Origin of the sequence: Zhouia amylolytica (assembly GCF_900116365.1) — a bacterium.
GTDB classification, from domain to species: Bacteria; Bacteroidota; Bacteroidia; order Flavobacteriales; family Flavobacteriaceae; genus Zhouia; species Zhouia amylolytica.
Window position 1 is genome coordinate 97272 of record NZ_FPAG01000005.1, and the last position, 15952, is coordinate 113223.

17 protein-coding genes are annotated in these 15952 nt (G+C 38.0%); 12 read left to right on the forward strand and 5 right to left on the reverse strand.

The window, feature by feature from the left end:
- Nucleotides 1–4: 4 nt before the first annotated feature.
- The gene (locus BM361_RS09120; RefSeq protein WP_083425902.1) at nt 5–1423 is read left to right on the forward strand and encodes a RagB/SusD family nutrient uptake outer membrane protein; all 1419 of its coding nucleotides are present in this window, start codon (nt 5–7) and stop codon (nt 1421–1423) included.
- Between the two features lie 30 nt (nt 1424–1453).
- On the forward strand, nt 1454–2983 hold the full coding sequence (locus tag BM361_RS09125) for a TlpA family protein disulfide reductase (RefSeq protein ID WP_083425903.1): 1530 nt from the start codon (nt 1454–1456) through the stop codon (nt 2981–2983).
- Nucleotides 2984–2988: 5 nt separating this feature from the next.
- Here the strand turns inward: BM361_RS09125 and BM361_RS09130 are convergent, their stop codons facing one another.
- The 5 genes from BM361_RS09130 to BM361_RS09150 all read right to left on the reverse strand — a co-directional run bounded on the left by BM361_RS09130 (nt 2989) and on the right by BM361_RS09150 (nt 6334).
- Nucleotides 2989–4041: a hypothetical protein gene (locus BM361_RS09130; RefSeq protein ID WP_074978363.1), complete on the reverse strand. Its 1053-nt coding sequence runs from the start codon at nt 4039–4041 to the stop codon at nt 2989–2991.
- Nucleotides 4042–4098: 57 nt separating this feature from the next.
- Nucleotides 4099–4347 carry a DUF6520 family protein gene (locus tag BM361_RS09135; protein WP_074978364.1) on the reverse strand — a complete coding sequence of 83 codons (249 nt, stop codon included), beginning with the start codon at nt 4345–4347 and terminating at the stop codon, nt 4099–4101.
- A 23-nt stretch (nt 4348–4370) separates the two neighbouring features.
- On the reverse strand, nt 4371–4859 hold the full coding sequence (locus BM361_RS09140) for a MauE/DoxX family redox-associated membrane protein (RefSeq protein WP_074978366.1): 489 nt from the start codon (nt 4857–4859) through the stop codon (nt 4371–4373).
- A gap of 85 nt (nt 4860–4944) precedes the next feature.
- Nucleotides 4945–5913, reverse strand: a complete 969-nt coding sequence (locus BM361_RS09145; protein ID WP_083425904.1) for a helix-turn-helix transcriptional regulator — start codon at nt 5911–5913, stop codon at nt 4945–4947.
- Nucleotides 5914–5959: 46 nt separating this feature from the next.
- Nucleotides 5960–6334 (reverse strand): DUF7793 family protein, encoded by a 375-nt coding sequence (locus tag BM361_RS09150; protein ID WP_074978369.1) that lies wholly within the window; start codon nt 6332–6334, stop codon nt 5960–5962.
- A gap of 226 nt (nt 6335–6560) precedes the next feature.
- Between BM361_RS09150 and BM361_RS09155 the strand changes: the two genes are divergently transcribed.
- The 10 genes from BM361_RS09155 (at nt 6561) to BM361_RS09200 (ending at nt 15888) form a co-directional block, all read left to right on the forward strand.
- The gene (locus BM361_RS09155; protein ID WP_074978371.1) at nt 6561–8987 is read left to right on the forward strand and encodes an aminotransferase class I/II-fold pyridoxal phosphate-dependent enzyme; all 2427 of its coding nucleotides are present in this window, start codon (nt 6561–6563) and stop codon (nt 8985–8987) included.
- A gap of 82 nt (nt 8988–9069) precedes the next feature.
- Entirely contained in the window at nt 9070–9915 is an 846-nt protein-coding gene (locus tag BM361_RS09160) for an RteC domain-containing protein (protein WP_074978372.1), read from the forward strand.
- A 304-nt stretch (nt 9916–10219) separates the two neighbouring features.
- Nucleotides 10220–10498: a helix-turn-helix domain-containing protein gene (locus BM361_RS09165; RefSeq protein ID WP_074978374.1), complete on the forward strand. Its 279-nt coding sequence runs from the start codon at nt 10220–10222 to the stop codon at nt 10496–10498.
- Between the two features lie 2 nt (nt 10499–10500).
- Complete coding sequence (locus tag BM361_RS09170) at nt 10501–11037, forward strand: hypothetical protein (protein WP_074978375.1); 537 nt, start codon at nt 10501–10503, stop codon at nt 11035–11037.
- Nucleotides 11034–11696: a P-loop NTPase family protein gene (locus tag BM361_RS09175; protein ID WP_175496566.1), complete on the forward strand. Its 663-nt coding sequence runs from the start codon at nt 11034–11036 to the stop codon at nt 11694–11696. Before BM361_RS09170 ends, BM361_RS09175 begins: the two co-directional genes overlap by 4 nt.
- A 329-nt stretch (nt 11697–12025) precedes the next feature.
- Entirely contained in the window at nt 12026–12358 is a 333-nt protein-coding gene (locus tag BM361_RS09180; RefSeq protein ID WP_074978377.1) for a hypothetical protein, read from the forward strand.
- Between the two features lie 129 nt (nt 12359–12487).
- Nucleotides 12488–12706 (forward strand): hypothetical protein, encoded by a 219-nt coding sequence (locus BM361_RS09185; RefSeq protein ID WP_074978378.1) that lies wholly within the window; start codon nt 12488–12490, stop codon nt 12704–12706.
- 218 nt (nt 12707–12924) lie between these two features.
- Nucleotides 12925–13212: a hypothetical protein gene (locus BM361_RS09190; protein WP_074978380.1), complete on the forward strand. Its 288-nt coding sequence runs from the start codon at nt 12925–12927 to the stop codon at nt 13210–13212.
- Nucleotides 13212–13496, forward strand: coding sequence for a VirB3 family type IV secretion system protein (locus BM361_RS09195; RefSeq protein WP_074978381.1), 285 nt, complete (start codon nt 13212–13214; stop codon nt 13494–13496). The genes BM361_RS09190 and BM361_RS09195 overlap by 1 nt, the downstream gene beginning before the upstream one ends.
- Entirely contained in the window at nt 13483–15888 is a 2406-nt protein-coding gene (locus BM361_RS09200) for a TraG family conjugative transposon ATPase (protein WP_074978383.1), read from the forward strand. Before BM361_RS09195 ends, BM361_RS09200 begins: the two co-directional genes overlap by 14 nt.
- The last annotated feature ends 64 nt before the right edge of the window (nt 15889–15952 follow it).

The following is a 15952-nucleotide window of genomic DNA, read 5'->3' on the forward strand; positions in this document are numbered from 1 at the left end:
TGAAATGATGAAAACAATTGAAATACATAGAATATGGAGAAACAAAGGTTGGTTCCTTTTTACTTCACAATGGATATTATGGATAACTGTTTTGGTAGTAAATGTTTCCTGTGACGACTTTGTGGATATTCCAGCTCCTAAAGATGAGTTGGTATCCCCTTCAGTTTTTACAGACGATGAATCTGCAAATGCTGTAGTGCGTGGTATGTATAGCCAGATGGCCAGCAGCCTTGGGTTTGCAGGAGGGTATTACAATAGTGTTACGGTAACCTCTTCTTTGGCAGCAGATGAACTGTTTAGTTTTCGACCGCCTAATGCCTTTTTTGAGAATGAACTAAACCCGGATGATCAGGCCATTGAGCGCTATCTATGGAATGAAGCTTATCAATACATTTATACCTGTAATGTTATTTTGGAACAGTTAGCGCTCTCCGATCAGCTCAGTGCTGAGGTAGTACAACAACTTGAAGGAGAGGCCAGGTTTATAAGGGCTTTTTGTTATTTCTATCTCACCAACCTATTTGGCGATGTTCCCTTGCATTTGGTCTCTGATTATGAAGCCAATGCTACAGCTGAAAGAGCTCCAAAAGATCAGGTATATCAACAGATCATAGAAGATTTACGCCTGGCAAAAGAATTTCTTGCTATGGATTATAGCTGGTCTGAAGGGGAGCGGGTACGCCCTAATAAATGGGCTGCCATCGCCTTGCTAGCCAGGGTGTATTTGTACACCGAAAATTGGGAGCAGGCGCAACAGATGGCAAGTGCCGTTTTATCCAATTCAAGATTGTATGAATTAGAGCCTGATTTAACAGCCGTGTTTTTAAAAAACAGTAAAGAGGCTATCTGGCAATTAAGACCGGTGCGTCCAAGACTCAATACCCTTGAAGCTTTTTGGTTTATACCTGTTTCCTCTAGACCTACCTCGGTTGGAATAACCGATACCCTGTTAAGTGCTTTTAGCACGGAGGATCAGCGCTTGACACAATGGATAGGGAGCGTGAGTGATGGAGAACAAACCTGGTATTACCCCCATAAGTTCAAGGTGCGTATCAGCTCAGAGCTGATTGAGTATTCCATGGTGATCCGCCTTGCAGAGCTTTATTTAATTCGAGCCGAGGCCAGCGCTCATTTAAATGATTTTTCGGCAGCACAACAGGATATTAACCGCATACGCAGCAGGGCAGGGCTGGAAGATATCACAACCACTGATCTACAACAGCTCTTGGATGCTATTTATAGCGAACGCCAGAGGGAACTATTCACCGAATGGGGCCATCGTTGGCTGGATTTAAAACGAACACAAAGAGCCGATCAAATTCTGGGAGGTAAAACCGGATGGGAGCCTACCGATGTGCTGTATCCCATTCCATTAAATGAATTACTTAGAAACACCCAATTGGAGCAAAACCCGGGGTATTAATTTCAAAGGCTAACTTAAAAATTAATTGTGATGATACTATTTAAAATACTGGGTATGGCAACCATGTTTTTTATAACCGGATGCAGCCAGACAAATAAGCAAACTACCCTAAATAATACCAATGGAGAGCCCGTGGTGATTTCAGGTTCATTTAAACAAATCGAGAGTGCCAGAGACAGCCTAAGAATATACTTTGGAGGGATCGTTTCCGGCAATCGAAAATTACAAGTCTTGGATACCATGATTTATTCAGATAGTAATGGGAGGTTTAGCTTTACATCTTCAAAGATTTCTGAAAATCAACGAATAACTATTGCGTTTTATCGCAAAAGGAACAGTTCTGGTCGGTATTATAATGCATTTAGAGACTATTTGGTAAGTCCTGGAGATACCATAAAAGTACAAGTGGATAGAAGAGGAGATAAAGCCACTTATGATTTTTCAGGAAGTTCAAATCCATTTTTTGAATTACAATGTCATTTGGATTTTCAGGCCAATAGCCAGTTTGACCGATTTAAAGAGCACTATGGGCATACCCTTTACAACCTGGAAATCCATAAGCGATTTGGTATAACGCAGCAGTGGGGTGATTCGATTTTAAACCATCAGTTACAGTATTTAAAAGAGTTTAAGCCAAAGCTGCCTTCTAAAATGTATGCAACCATTAAGGCTGAGGTTATTGGTGATAATTATTATAAATATCGCAACTATTGGTCGCTTAAAAATTCAAGTCTAACCGATCAGGATAGGAAGGTACTCATGGCAATGGTGGATGATACCTTTCAATCACTGATTAAAGAAAATGAAGTTGCCAACTCATGGAAGAGTGTAAAATACTTATCATTATTACCCATTGGAAAGTTAATTTTGGAACACCCTAATGACCGGGATTTTGAGTTTGATAAAATCTATACAAAAAACTTTTCAGCGCTATGTGATTTTTGGAAAAATGAATTGGATGGAAGACTTCAGGAAATGCTTTTTATTTTCAATCTACAAAACCCAAAAGTTACTGATACTAATGGTTTTGAAGCGTGTTTGTATACAGGGTATACACTGATTAAGTCCCCTGATCTTAAGAAAATAATGCAGCAGTGGTACGGTAGGAAAGTACGTGGAGCTCAGGCCTATAATTTTAAATTGCAGGATACCTTGGGAAATATGGTACGTCTTGAAGATTTTAAAGGTAAAGTGGTATACCTTGAGGTTTGGTTTACCGGGTGTGGTGCCTGCAGGGTACTGGCCAAACAGGTAGATCAAAAGGTGTATCCCAAGTTTAAGGATAATAAGGATATGGTCTTTATTTCCATTTCGATGGATAAGAACCGAAACCAGTGGCTGAAAAGTGTAGCCTCAGAGCATTATGGACTCAAAGAGCATGTACATCTATATACCAATGGACAAGGAATGAAACACCCATTTATAAAATATTACGGAATCCAAGGAGGACCAACAACCATGATCATTGATAAACATGGAAAAATGTTTTCAGTCACGCCTCCCAAAATAGGAAAGTCTAAGGAGTTGATTGCGCTATTGGAAGAGGCATTGGCAAAGTAATCTTGTTATGGGAGGTTTAGCCTAAATTTTACAAGGTGGTCATCGTACAAGGCTGTAAGATGGTGGTCTGTGATGGTGAAGTCCTTTAAGGCTTGATTCAAATACCTTGGGATATAGAAGCTATAGAGGTACCTTTTTAATCCAAGGTCATATACATCAATTACTGTTTTAGTATTAAATACATCAGGGTCCTCATTTTGGGCCCTGATATTGGATTGTACAAAAAGCATATTCTTATAAACCCTACTATTTTTATTTACTATAAGTGGTGGAGCAGATAAACTATGTTGAACCTGGGTTCCTTTATTGATCTTGGTAACCTTTATCTGTGCCTTATTTATAGTGTCAATAGTATGGCCTTTAAATTTCAGATTTAGATCATAGTCCAGTACCATAAATTCATTTCGATACCTATAAACGTAAACGAGCGTACCAGTGCGATGATCAATCAAAAGATCACCTTCAGTACAAAACAAACCATCTACCTGTTTGGTAAGAAGATCAGGTTTTTCAATTGTTTTTTGAGGGTTTAAAGTTGCTTTGATAAGAATGTTTTGTTGGTACTTGGAGGCATATGATTTTAAAATGTATTGGCTTTTATCAATTGCAAGGATGCCTGAAAAGGTGGTTTTTAAAGTGGGTATTACTTGTAGACTGTCCAAATTTGGACTTCCATATAATACCATGGGAGTAATTCCTTCAGTAAAATAGATTCCTGATGGATGAGCTTGTGGCTTTAATAGTTTCCATGCTATTTTAGCGTGCTTAGGAGCCTTATAGGTTTGACTTTTCCAAGTGCTTGTCTGGGTATTGAATATTGAAATCAATAAGGGATTATGGTGGGAGCTTAGGTAAATATCAGTTGCAGTGGCTCCGATAATACTTTGATGTGCACCGATCGCAGTCGCTTCCCAGGATGGTAATATGTTAGGAGGGAACTTTCTTAAAAATCCACTACCAATACTTGTTGAAGCGGTAGATCGCCATTGAAGCATCACAATGATTCCTAAGCTTGTAATGATGGCTATTAAAATAATGAAAAGCCTTTGACGAGTCATACTCACTGCATTTTAAAATAGGGAATGGGAGCTTCCCATTCCCCTTGATGTTAATAATTAAGGTCTGCGCGATTCAATAACAGGATTATCACACTGTGACTGACTTAGCTTTGTTTCGTATACAGTGAACTCACATAAAGTACCTGTATTTAAAGGATCACAATTGGTTTCAACACATTGACCAGAACCGTTAATACGATAGTATTGATCGGCAAGGTTTTCCGTCGGTACATTGGTACTTGCAATGGCAGCTGCTACAGCCACCAAAAAAGCAGTACTTCCTATGATTAATTTCATTTTTTTCATAATTGAAAGAATTAATATGATGCCTACTCTTTTAGGTTTTCGGCTTCCCCTTTCTTATCGCGATAAAATATCTTGAGATCTATAGTTGTTGTAAGCTTCGGATATAATCCTATGGCTATAATAGCCAGTAGTATAAATAGCATGTTAAAAATTAAGTGATCTTGCCAACTGAGATTTTCTAAAATGCCTCCACAGGAACAAGGGATGTAATCACTAAAATTTAGGATGGCAAGAATGTAAAAGGTAAAAAGGCTCATTAGAAACAAACAGGCATAGAGGGCCAGGAGTTTGAATTTGGGAATAAGGATGGCTATGGCAATTAGGATTTCCAGCGCAGGAATCACCCATGCGACATACTCTGCATAGGGGGTGAGCAGGGGTGATTGACCAAGCTGGCTTCGAAATTCAGGGAATTCAAAGAGTTTAGTCAGTCCGGCATAAGTAAAGAGGAGAATAAACATCCAGCCTACCAGATCCACTATTAAATTCCTTTTATTTTCGAACCATTTCATATCAATTGAGGGTAATTGAAGTGTTATGGTGTAAAATTAGCTGGATTGGTTTTTCTACTGGGGGAGAATGTTGATCTGCGAGGTATTAGGTGTTAGGGGTGTTGAAGGTATTTCTAAGAGCGGTAGGGGTGTACCCATAGCGCGCCTTGAACTCTCTGGAGAAATGTGTTTGGTTTTTAAAACCACTGCTAAGAGCTATCCGCTTAAATGAATATTCGGTGTTTTTAATCAGCACATGCGCATTTCTAAGACGCTCACTTTTTAAAAACTGAAATACCGTAGTACCATATAGTTCCTTAAAGCCCCGTTTTAGTTTGTACTCATTGGTTCCAAACATTAGCGATAGATCCCTAAGGGTGATATCTCTATTATCAAGGTTGTTTTTTAAATATTCGCCTATCTCCCGCAGCTTTTTGATATCGGAAGTGTTTAGATAGCTTCTTCTGGGTACGATTTTTCGATTTTTTTGTTGTTGCAGGTTTTGGGCGATCTGTTGCCGAAGTTGAAGCTCTTCAATTTTTGGATTTTTAAAAATTTCAGAGGCCATTATCAGGTAGTGAGGTGTATTTGATGTTGGTAATAACAGCTTTCGAAATAAACATCGTAGAGGTAACTCTAAATGATCTTTAGTTTTAAAGGTAAGTGCGATATATTGTTCGCTGAAGCTACTTTTTGAAGCTTGCTCTTTTAATTGGTTCCAAGCCTTAAGGCTTTCAGGGGTGTATAAAGGAGCTATTAAGCCACCGATAAGGTCGGATTTTGAATGTTTTATAAGCTCGGGAAATTGATCATTGGTATCCACAACGATAAAATTGGAATCCAGTAGTATAGACAGATGAACACGGGTCATGTAGGTATCATGCAGCGATACATAGCCCTGGTGTAAAAAGGAATCTTTGATTTCTTCTGTGACGCTGTTCAAAGTAGCAGAAATCGCCTCTATGACATCAGTGCTGTCGGATCGAGGGATTTTGTAAGAAAAATTTCCCTTGGACATCTCAACCAATTGTAAAAATATGTGTTGTAACCTCGGATCTTTTATCATTCGTTCCATAATCTAATTACTTTAGATGGATGTGCCTTGGCGCTGCTATGGATGCTTACTTAAATTCCTTTAAAAACTTTATTCCTTCTTCCTTTGTTTGAACAACGCAAGTAGGAATGGAAGGCATATTGCCCTTTACATAAAGCTGTGATAGGATATGAGCTAAAGGGGTATGGGAGATAAAGGCTACGGCCTTGGTTAAAAGGGTACCCTCGGTGGCCAGATAGCGACGCGCTTGCTTACTAACTTCTTTAACGCCCTGGATGTTACATAGGATGGGATAAGCTTCACCTTGTTGCAATTTTAAACGATCGGAAACTATGCGAATCGCTTCCGGAAGATGGATTGCAACGCCCGGTTTATAGTTGAAAAAAAGTATCTCATCCTGGATCCAAAATGACGCTACATCATTTTCAATACAATTTTTCATGGCACAAATACATATACGGGGTTAAAATACTGATAATTATAATATTAACCCCTAGGAAAATTCCCCTTTTTCTGCTTCGTTATGTCGGAAACGGATTTTGATTTGTCTGAAAAGTATTAATTGTAAGTGATTGCCTTTCAGGTGAGTAAGAAATGAATCATTTTGTGTAGTTTCACATTAAAACCGACTGATTTAAGGCTTTTTGTAATCATTTAATAGCAAAGCAATGGCTAAAATTAAGCACAATAATTTTCTAGATACCGTGAATGAGGTTTTTACCGATGCTAAAAATCAAGGGGTGTTACACCTTTATGCCGAGGATACTTTTTTTAATGGAAGAAAAATTCAGATCAAAGGCAAGGAGCTTTTCCATTTTGGTACCACAGGGTACCTGGGCCTTGAACAAGACCAACGATTAAAAAGAGCCGCTGCAGCTGCAATATTTAAATATGGAACCCAGTTTCCACTTTCAAAGACATATATCTCTCATCCACTATACAGTGAATTGGAGCAAAAGATAGCTTCCATGTATGGCTACCCTGTTATTATCACCAAGAACAGTACCTTGGGACATATGGGAGTCATACCCAGTGCCGTATCTGACCGGGATGCCATAGTACTGGATCATCAGGTCCATTGGAGTGTTCAGAGCGCTACCAAAACTTTGAAAATTAGATCGGTCCCGGTTGAAATGATTCGTCATAATCGATTGGATCGGTTAGAAGATAAGGTCAAAGCCCTTTCATCAAAACATGATAAGATCTGGTATATGGCCGATGGGGTGTATTCCATGTATGGAGATCAGGCGCCGGTAGTAGAGCTTGTAGCCCTGAGTGAAAAATATCCCCAATTGCATCTGTATTTTGATGATGTACATGGAATGAGTTGGATAGGTAAAAACGGTGCAGGTTATGTGATCAGTAAAATGGGGCAGCTATCGGATCGGATGTTATTATTTGGTACCCTAAGCAAGACCTTTGGGGCCAGTGGTTCGGTACTGGTGTGTTCCAATAAGGAAATGTATCATAAAATTAAAACATTCGGTGGGCCGCTTACCTTTTCAGCCCAGTTGGAACCGGCATCGGTGGCTGCTGCTATCGCCTCGGCAGATATTCACTTATCTGATGAAATTTATGATTTGCAAAAAGAACTGCTAGAGCGCATTGAATTGTTTAATTCGCTATTGGAAAAAACCGCTTTACCGCTGGTGGATAAAAACAATTCGCCAGTGTTTTATATTGGGACTGGAATGCCCATTACCGGGTATAATTTTGTCAACCGATTAATGAAGGAAGGTTTTTTTGTCAACCTGGGGATCTTTCCAGCGGTTCCGGTTAAAAATACCGGGGTGCGCATCACTATTTCCAGGCATAATGAGCCTAAAGAAATAAAAGCACTGGTAGCTGCTATGGAATACCACTTCCCGAAGGCGCTAGCTGCTACCCATACCACGACCCTAAAAGTATTCAGGGCTTTTAATTTATCAACGGATCATTTGAAGAAAACTAACCAAATGTCAGCCCATGGCTTACAGCTACAATATCAGCAGTCAATTACCAAAATATCCAAGAAACTTTGGAATGAATTGTTTTCAGGACAAGGAGTTTTTGATTGGGACGGATTACATTTTCTGCAAGAGGCTTTCAATGGAAATGACTTGCCGCAGGAGAACTGGAGCTTTCATTACTTTCTGATCAGGGATCAATTAAATAACCCTGTGCTGGCAACCTTTTTTACCGGCGCCCTGTGGAAGGAAGACATGTTAGCTCCGGAATCCGTTTCTAAACTCATGGAAAAGGAAAGGGAAAAAGATCCCCTCTACATGACCTCAAAAGTTTTAGGGATGGGATCGCTCTTTACCGAAGGGGAGCATTTGTACCTCGATAAATCACATCCCCTGTGGCACCAAGCGCTTCACCTTCTTTTTGATAAGCTGGAAAAACTTCAGACGTCATTGAAAACCTCCATGATACTATTAAGAGATTTTGGCAGGGATGAACACTTAAATGAATTTTTCCATAACCATGGTTTTGTTAAAATAGCCATGCCTGATAGCTGTCATATAAAAGATTTATCTTGGGAAAGCCCTGAAGCCTATTTAGCCGGGCTTTCAACCAGATCCCGAAGACATTTTAGAAAAGATATAGCTCCTTTTGAGGCGCATTTTGATATTCAATATTTAGAGCACATACCTGATTCGAAAAAGGATCATTATTATCAGCTATTAGGAAATGTTCGAAAAAACAACCTTGGACTCAACACTTTTGCCTTTCCCAAGAAAATACTAACCCTGATGGCTAATCACCCCCAGTGGGAGTTTATTTCCTTGACCTTAAAAAAGCAGTATAGTCAGCAGGGTAAAGCCATAGAGGTAGGAGTGATGTTCTGTTATAAGAATGCCAAAGGCATTTATGTTCCGGCATTTGTGGGCATGGATTATGATTTTGCCTTTAAACATCAGGTGTATCGTCAGTTGCTTTATCAAACCATTAAACGAGCAGGAGCTAGCGGGTTTAGTCGAATAAATCTGGGGATGACTGCTGGTTTTGAAAAGAAAAAATTGGGAGCTGATTTAACTCCTACCTATGCTTACTTGCAGGCCAAAGACAATTTCTCAATGGAGCTTATGGGGATGCTACAGGGAAAAAAGTAGCATAAGTTACTCCTTTCAGGTGATGAGAAAGATGGGCAGGTAATGCCCTTTTGACTTTGCAGAATTAAAAAATAAAAGACGAATGGGTGGAAAATTTAATAGCATCATAAATGGCTTTATGGAAAAGCTAAATGATATTGGAACCGATAAAAGAATCAATCTTAAAAAGGCAAATGAAGGAATACACCTGTGTAATAATGCCCTTTTTTTACTAAAAGGAATGGTGGAGAAACAGGGGTTTAATAGCGTGGATGAAGAGATTTATTTTTTTAAACAGGTCAAATCAGAACCGCTTGGCTACCTGGTGTATTTTACTGAAGTGCGTTCCTGCCAACTGCGCCTCCCCAAACTTGGATTTCACCATCAGTTATCCTTTTTAAAAAAACGTATCCGACGTATTAATAAGTTCTTTAATCGTAATTGGGATTTTGTTCACTACATGGAACAAGAGCTCACCTATTTAGACCATCAATATTTTACACGAGAGAATCAAATATTTCCCCTGTACGCGCTTCCGGAGGCCTGTTATCTGGATCCTACTTTTTTTACCTCCCACGATATGCTATGGGCACGAATAAAAGGCATGAATTCTTATGCCAGGTATATCAAAAACCTGATTCAACAAATCGAAGACCTCCACAAAAATAATGGCGTATCAACCGCCTTTGATAAAAAATTGCAGTGGACCGCTTCTAAAACGGCACTCACAGAACTTATATACGCCCTGCATAGTGGCCAGGTAATTAATGACGGGCAGGAGGATCTTAAAAACATAGCCAATACCTTTGAAATGCTCTTTGATGTAAAACTGGATAATATCTATAAAACTTACTCTGAAATTAAAGCCAGGAAAGGCAGTAGAGCTAGGTTTTTGGAAGAACTTCAGTTCCGGTTGAATCATCGGATGGACCAGGATGATCAGCTTTAAGTCATGCATAATTATGTTACTTAAAAATTCGTAACTACGAACAGGTTACGTTCTGGGTAATATTTAGATCAAACTTCAAGTGATAGTCAAAAAAGTGACTTTTTAATTCTCAATAGACCACAAATAGATTCATTTCCTATGGTTTTTATAAATGTTAAATTTTAATGTAACTACGATGACCTTGTGAATAATTGTCTGCGATGCAATTCAAATTTGTACAACGAAAGTCAAATCAAAGCGAAGCCGTCATTTCTAAAAAGCTAAACCGTATCTGGCGGCTTTGTTATTTAAAAAAACACAAAACATGGCAGCAACAATTATTACCACCGAGGATCTTCGGGAATTTAAAATGGAATTACTCGATGAGCTAAAAGAATTACTACAAAATCAAAATGGTTATAACACTAAAAAGTGGCTCAAGTCCCATGAAGTCAGAGAGCTTTTGAAGATTTCTCCAGGCACCCTACAAAACCTCAGAATCAATGGTACCTTGCCCTATACCAAAATAGGAGGGGTCTTATTTTACGATTATAAGGAGATCCTGCAGGTAATGGAAAAAAATAAGGTGCATCATAAATTCTAGTAATGGATAAGCAGCACATTAATTACATCAAACACCTCAATGGGGTGTTTGAGCATTTTTTGAAAGACAACCGTCTAAATACGAGTCATATCAGTCTTTATATGGCCTTATTCCAATTGTGGAATCTGAGTTTTTTTAAATCATCATTTTACATCAATCGAGAAGAGGTGATGCGATATGCTAAGATTGGATCTAAGTCCACCTATCATCGGTGTATAAAGGAACTGAATCATTGGAATTACCTCTCATATATGCCCTCACATAATCCCCTTAAAGGGAGTAGAATAAAGATGTTTGATTTTGGGACAAGTCCTGAACAAGTAGTGTACCCATGTAGTGCCAATTTTGAGACAAGTGGTGGACAAGCAGTGGTACCTTTTATAAAACATAATCAAACCTTAGAAAACCTTAAAACTGAGAAATTTTCAAAAAAGAACTTTAATCAGTCAAAAAACAAAGCAAATCGGTCTTCGCAGGTTGGCCATAATAAAGACAACCTGCGAACCACTGAGGATAAAAACTATAACCAGCCATTATGAAGATTGATCAACCCCATATCATCAAGGAGGGCAGTACTGAATTCAAGTTAGGGGAACTCAAAAATGGATACATTCAATATAATTTTAATAGTATAATTACCTACCTGGAAGCCAAAGGTAAAATGATGTTTGGGGAAAGGTTTAAGATCTATAAAGACGATCAAGAAATCCTCTACAAGCTTTGTTGTTATTTTATTCAGGATGAAACTATTTGCAGGAAATTCGGGATAGACATTCATAAAGGCATTTTGCTTACAGGGCCTGTTGGTTGTGGCAAAACCTCCCTGATGCGATTACTTAAGTACATGGTTCCCCATCAGAGAGCTTATGAAGTTATTCCGTCGCGCAACATTGTCTTTTCCTTTAATAACATCGGATATGCTACTATTGAACAGTTCGGTAACAGTAAGTTCTTTTGCTTTGATGATTTAGGGGTGGAGCCCACAGGGAGGTATTTTGGGAAGGATTGTAATGTGCTAGGAGAGGTGCTATTATCCCGATATGATTTATTCCTGGCTAGCCGGATGAAAACTCATGCTACTACAAACTTGAATGCAGAGGAGTTGGAGGAACGATACGGAAATCGGGTTCGAAGTCGTATGAGACAAATCTTCAACTTAATAAGTTTTAATGCAAAATCTAAAGACAAAAGAGGTTAACATTCACTAGGATCATTGAAAACATTAAAAATGACACCTGTTAACTTTTAATTTGTCGTTGTTCGATAAGGGAGTAAGGATAAAACGGCAGAAGTAAAAGATTCTAGGAATTATTGAATATTGTAAATAATTCATGTGAGTTGGGGAAATAACTATAAGAAATAGTAGTTGATATATTAAAGTTTTTATGCTTTTAAATTAAAACCGTTAAATGTATTTAGTGTAATCAATTATGGTTAAAGTTTAGATTAAAGACTATATATATTTTATTTTTGAACATTAAAAAATTACTTTTTCTACTTTACTTCCCATCATATCAATAAAATATTATGATCAAAAAAATCTTATTAATACTGGTTGTTATCATGTTAATGGTTTCATGTCAAGAACCATACAAAAAGCTGCGTATTACTAATTTTGATAAAATGGTAATTGATACTATTAAATTTAAGGATAAGAGTTACAGTAACGCTAAAATTAAAATAAAAGGTTATGTGTCGGACACCATTAAAGTTAAGTTTTATGAAATAAGTAAAGAATATTTTGGCGAAATTGATGATCAATGGAATATGGATTATTATGGAGGAATGGATGTTATTTTTTGTTTTGATCCTTTTAAAGCCAAGGATGGAGAGGTAACCTTTGAATATGGAATTCATTAATTACCTACTAATATATTCCAACATATTAGAAGTAAAGTTTACTAGCTTTTTTTAGAAATAAATTGTAATACTTATTGCCTTTTAATGGTGTTCACGACTCTTATATTTGGACGTAACACGACACCGTGTATGAGTTTAAAGGCTTTAGAAGTTATCAAAAATGAAAGTAAACATGACATAGTTTATTCAGGTGTTTTTATTCCTGATAACTTTACAATTAATTCTGTAAAGGGGTATGCCAATAGTAAAGACATTCAGTTAAAACTTAAGGATAATGGATATTTTAATATGAAAAATATTCCTTTAGGAACATTTATTTTTGATGAGATTTTAGTGACAAAAATCTAAAATTGACGTTTTTTACAAGTTCTCAGATTTTAGATTTAAAATTTATCAACACAATAATACAACATAATCATTCATTTAGGATTGATTTAAAATCAATTCAACACATTGTTATACATTTTATAGGTTGTTAACAAATACCTGTTTATCAGTGTTTTAAAGGAGTAGAACCCGTAATTTTCTTCTAGCTAAAACCAAACAAAAATTAAACCGTTTTAGATATGAGAAAATTACTTTTTGCTTTAGTCTTCTTTATTTTATTTGTCAATTCTTCGTTTGCCCAAATTGGAGGTATTGAAGATTCTGTTAATGATATATCCGATACCATTCGGGCGATCTTCCCCATTATTCTCGGGGTGATCTTTCTGGTGGGCTTTCTGTTTAATGCAGGACACTTCTTTGGAGAAAATGCAGATCTTAAAAAAGGGATTACCCGGGTACTGGTCTTTGTTTTGATAGCAGGGGCCGTGGTGGGAATATTTACGTATCTGATAGGAATCGTGGTGTAATGAAACGTTACCAGCCTTATAAAAATATTCGTAAGGGTGCCATGATTATGGGACTTCCCATATCGCTCTTTGCCCTGCAAATGATATCGGTGATCGGCTCTTTGCTGGTCATTATCTTTTCCTTTAGCCTGGGGGTTATTGTTTCGGTATTTGGTCTGAATGCTAAGTTGTATGTGGTGCTTTCCTATATCAGCAAGCATCCTGTGGTAGTACACCTAAAGAAAATATTTCCCAATACCATCAGCAATAAAAAATCAAGTGGTCTATGCTATGAAGAAGATTAATCTATCTACATACCATCCTATTTTAGATATTCAGGATAACCTGGTGTTTGCCTCCAATGGAAATGTAGTGCTTGGTTATAAAGTAATCCTTCCAGAGGTGTATTCGTTATCGGAGTCTGATTTTGATGCCTTACATGGTGTTTGGTTTCAGGCCTTTAAATCCTTGCCGGTGGGGATCATCATTCAAAAGCAAGATGTGTATACTAAAAAAGGGTTTGATGCATCACCATTGCCTAATGAAACATTTTTGCAAAAGGCTACTTATGATTATTTTAAAGATCGCAATTACATGGATCATGAGTCCTATCTCTATTTTATACTTCCTTTAGACCGCTCCTTAAATGCCGCCAAATATGTAAATCCATTTCGAAATGCCAATAAAGCTATTCCTGAAAAACTAAATGATCGTATAGCAGAATTTATCCAAGCAACTGGTGATGCCACCGCTTATATTAATAATAGCAAAGAGATTGCCCTCACCCCCTTGAAGGCTGATTCGTTATTAGAGCTAACCTCCAGGTATTTTAATGGGTTTAATAAGGAATTTGACACCGATATTCAACTCTCTAAAAAAGGGATTGCAATAGGGGATCATCACTTTGAAGTGGCGAGCTTTAATAGCGAATTATGCTTTGGAGAGGCCTTGCAAAGTAGTCGCATAAATGAAAAGTTCACCGCTGATGACTTTTCCTTTCATCAAGGGTTTATCGATGGTTTAGGACTTCACCTTCAAGAGAACCATGTGGTAAACCATATTATCTATATGGATGACAAGCATAAATGGCGAAAACTTCTCGATAAGAAAATAGAGGAACTTAGTAAAAGCTCAAATTTCGGTACGCAGAATAAAGTCTTGCTAAAAAAGATACGGCATATTGTAGATCGTATCAATGAAGATGAGAGTTCAAGAATTATCCGAGGACACTTGAATGTGATTTTCTGGGATGAAGATCCACAGCGTCTAAGCAGGGTGACCTCTAAAATCAAGTCGGAATGTAAAGAGCTCGATATCATCCCCTATGTTCCCAAAGGAGAAGAGCGCAAGCATTATTTTTTAAACTCCTTTCCTTGTTTTGCCTCCAACTTCTCTAACGATGATCTCTATGTAACTGACCTTAAGCATGCCTTGTGCCTTTGGATCAATAACACCAATTACCGCTCAGATCTTACAGGGGTAATTTTTAATGATCGTCAGTTCAATATTCCGGTGCTCAAAGATGTATGGGATGAAAAGAAAAAACGCATAAAGGCCAGGAATTTTGCCATCTTCGCCCCCACAGGGGAAGGGAAGTCCTTTTTGGCTAACAATATTCTTCGTCAATACTTTGAATCAGGGGTACGACTGGTTATTATTGACCTGGGAGGCTCCTACACGAAATTCGCGAAACTCTATCCTGACCAACATATTATTCTTCGATACCGACAAGGAGAAAATCTGGGGATTAACCCTTTCTACATAGCTGGTGAATCAGATCTAACTCCAGAACGCCTGGAAGAACTTTCGGTATTTATTTTAGAGCTGCTCGCTGATGGAAAACAAGCCTCAAAGGCCAAAGCGGTGGCTGTTAAAAAAGTCTTGCTCCAATATTATAAAAAAGAGCAGGATCAACATTCTCTGTCTTCATTATACCATTTTGTAGCTACCTGTAAAGACACGCTTTTAGAGGAGCTGGGGGTTCGGGAGGAGCATTTTAGCCCTTATGAATTTTTGCATATTCTCTCTGAATATGTGGATGATGGACTGTACAGTTTTCTATTTAATACCGGGGAGGATCAGACCTATAAGATTGAGGATAAGCGTATGATCATTTTTGAACTCGATGAAATCAAAGACAATAAGGAAATTCTCTCGGTGATGCTTAAGCTAATTAAAACCGCTATACAGCGGACCATTTGGCGTAATCGCTCGGAAAAAGGGATCATTCTATTTGATGAGTTTGCCAAGCAGCTTAAGTTTTCCGGAGTATTGGAAAGCGTAGAATTCTACTATCAGGCCATTAGAAAACAAAATGGAGCGATTGGTATTATCCTGCAGTCGATCAATCAATTGCCACAGAATAGTACCTCGGCCAGTATTTTGGAAAACACCCAGGTAATCTACAGCCTGCGTAATGAAAAAGGTTATGATCAGTTGCAAAAGCGGTTGAACCTATCGCGCCATGATTTGAATCAACTGCGTTCTATTCGTAATAACCTTACGGGAAGCCGCAGATACACAGAGATCTTTATAAAAATAGGGAAGGAGAGTAACATCTTCCGGCTGGAGGTGCCGCCAGAGGTATATGCTGCCTACCTGACAGACGGCTCGGAAAACGAGCGCATCATGCGGATTTATGATAGGACTAACGATATGGAACAAGCCATTAAAGAATTTATAAACACTAAAACTTAAAATCATGAATTTTTTTAATACAACAACCAAGCGCTATCGCTTATTTAAATTGAGTGATACAAGG

Excerpts from the sequence above, each read along its gene's own strand:
- BM361_RS09120 (WP_083425902.1), top strand. The coding sequence starts at position 5 with ATGATGAAAACAATTGAAATACATAGAATATGGAGAAACAAAGGTTGG.
- BM361_RS09125 (WP_083425903.1), top strand. The coding sequence starts at position 1,454 with ATGATACTATTTAAAATACTGGGTATGGCAACCATGTTTTTTATAACC.
- BM361_RS09130 (WP_074978363.1), bottom strand. The coding sequence starts at position 4,041 with ATGACTCGTCAAAGGCTTTTCATTATTTTAATAGCCATCATTACAAGC.
- BM361_RS09135 (WP_074978364.1), bottom strand. The coding sequence starts at position 4,347 with ATGAAAAAAATGAAATTAATCATAGGAAGTACTGCTTTTTTGGTGGCT.
- BM361_RS09140 (WP_074978366.1), bottom strand. The coding sequence starts at position 4,859 with ATGAAATGGTTCGAAAATAAAAGGAATTTAATAGTGGATCTGGTAGGC.
- BM361_RS09145 (WP_083425904.1), bottom strand. The coding sequence starts at position 5,913 with ATGGAACGAATGATAAAAGATCCGAGGTTACAACACATATTTTTACAA.
- BM361_RS09150 (WP_074978369.1), bottom strand. The coding sequence starts at position 6,334 with ATGAAAAATTGTATTGAAAATGATGTAGCGTCATTTTGGATCCAGGAT.
- BM361_RS09155 (WP_074978371.1), top strand. The coding sequence starts at position 6,561 with ATGGCTAAAATTAAGCACAATAATTTTCTAGATACCGTGAATGAGGTT.
- BM361_RS09160 (WP_074978372.1), top strand. The coding sequence starts at position 9,070 with ATGGGTGGAAAATTTAATAGCATCATAAATGGCTTTATGGAAAAGCTA.
- BM361_RS09165 (WP_074978374.1), top strand. The coding sequence starts at position 10,220 with ATGGCAGCAACAATTATTACCACCGAGGATCTTCGGGAATTTAAAATG.
- BM361_RS09170 (WP_074978375.1), top strand. The coding sequence starts at position 10,501 with ATGGATAAGCAGCACATTAATTACATCAAACACCTCAATGGGGTGTTT.
- BM361_RS09175 (WP_175496566.1), top strand. The coding sequence starts at position 11,034 with ATGAAGATTGATCAACCCCATATCATCAAGGAGGGCAGTACTGAATTC.
- BM361_RS09180 (WP_074978377.1), top strand. The coding sequence starts at position 12,026 with ATGATCAAAAAAATCTTATTAATACTGGTTGTTATCATGTTAATGGTT.
- BM361_RS09185 (WP_074978378.1), top strand. The coding sequence starts at position 12,488 with ATGAGTTTAAAGGCTTTAGAAGTTATCAAAAATGAAAGTAAACATGAC.
- BM361_RS09190 (WP_074978380.1), top strand. The coding sequence starts at position 12,925 with ATGAGAAAATTACTTTTTGCTTTAGTCTTCTTTATTTTATTTGTCAAT.
- BM361_RS09195 (WP_074978381.1), top strand. The coding sequence starts at position 13,212 with ATGAAACGTTACCAGCCTTATAAAAATATTCGTAAGGGTGCCATGATT.
- BM361_RS09200 (WP_074978383.1), top strand. The coding sequence starts at position 13,483 with ATGAAGAAGATTAATCTATCTACATACCATCCTATTTTAGATATTCAG.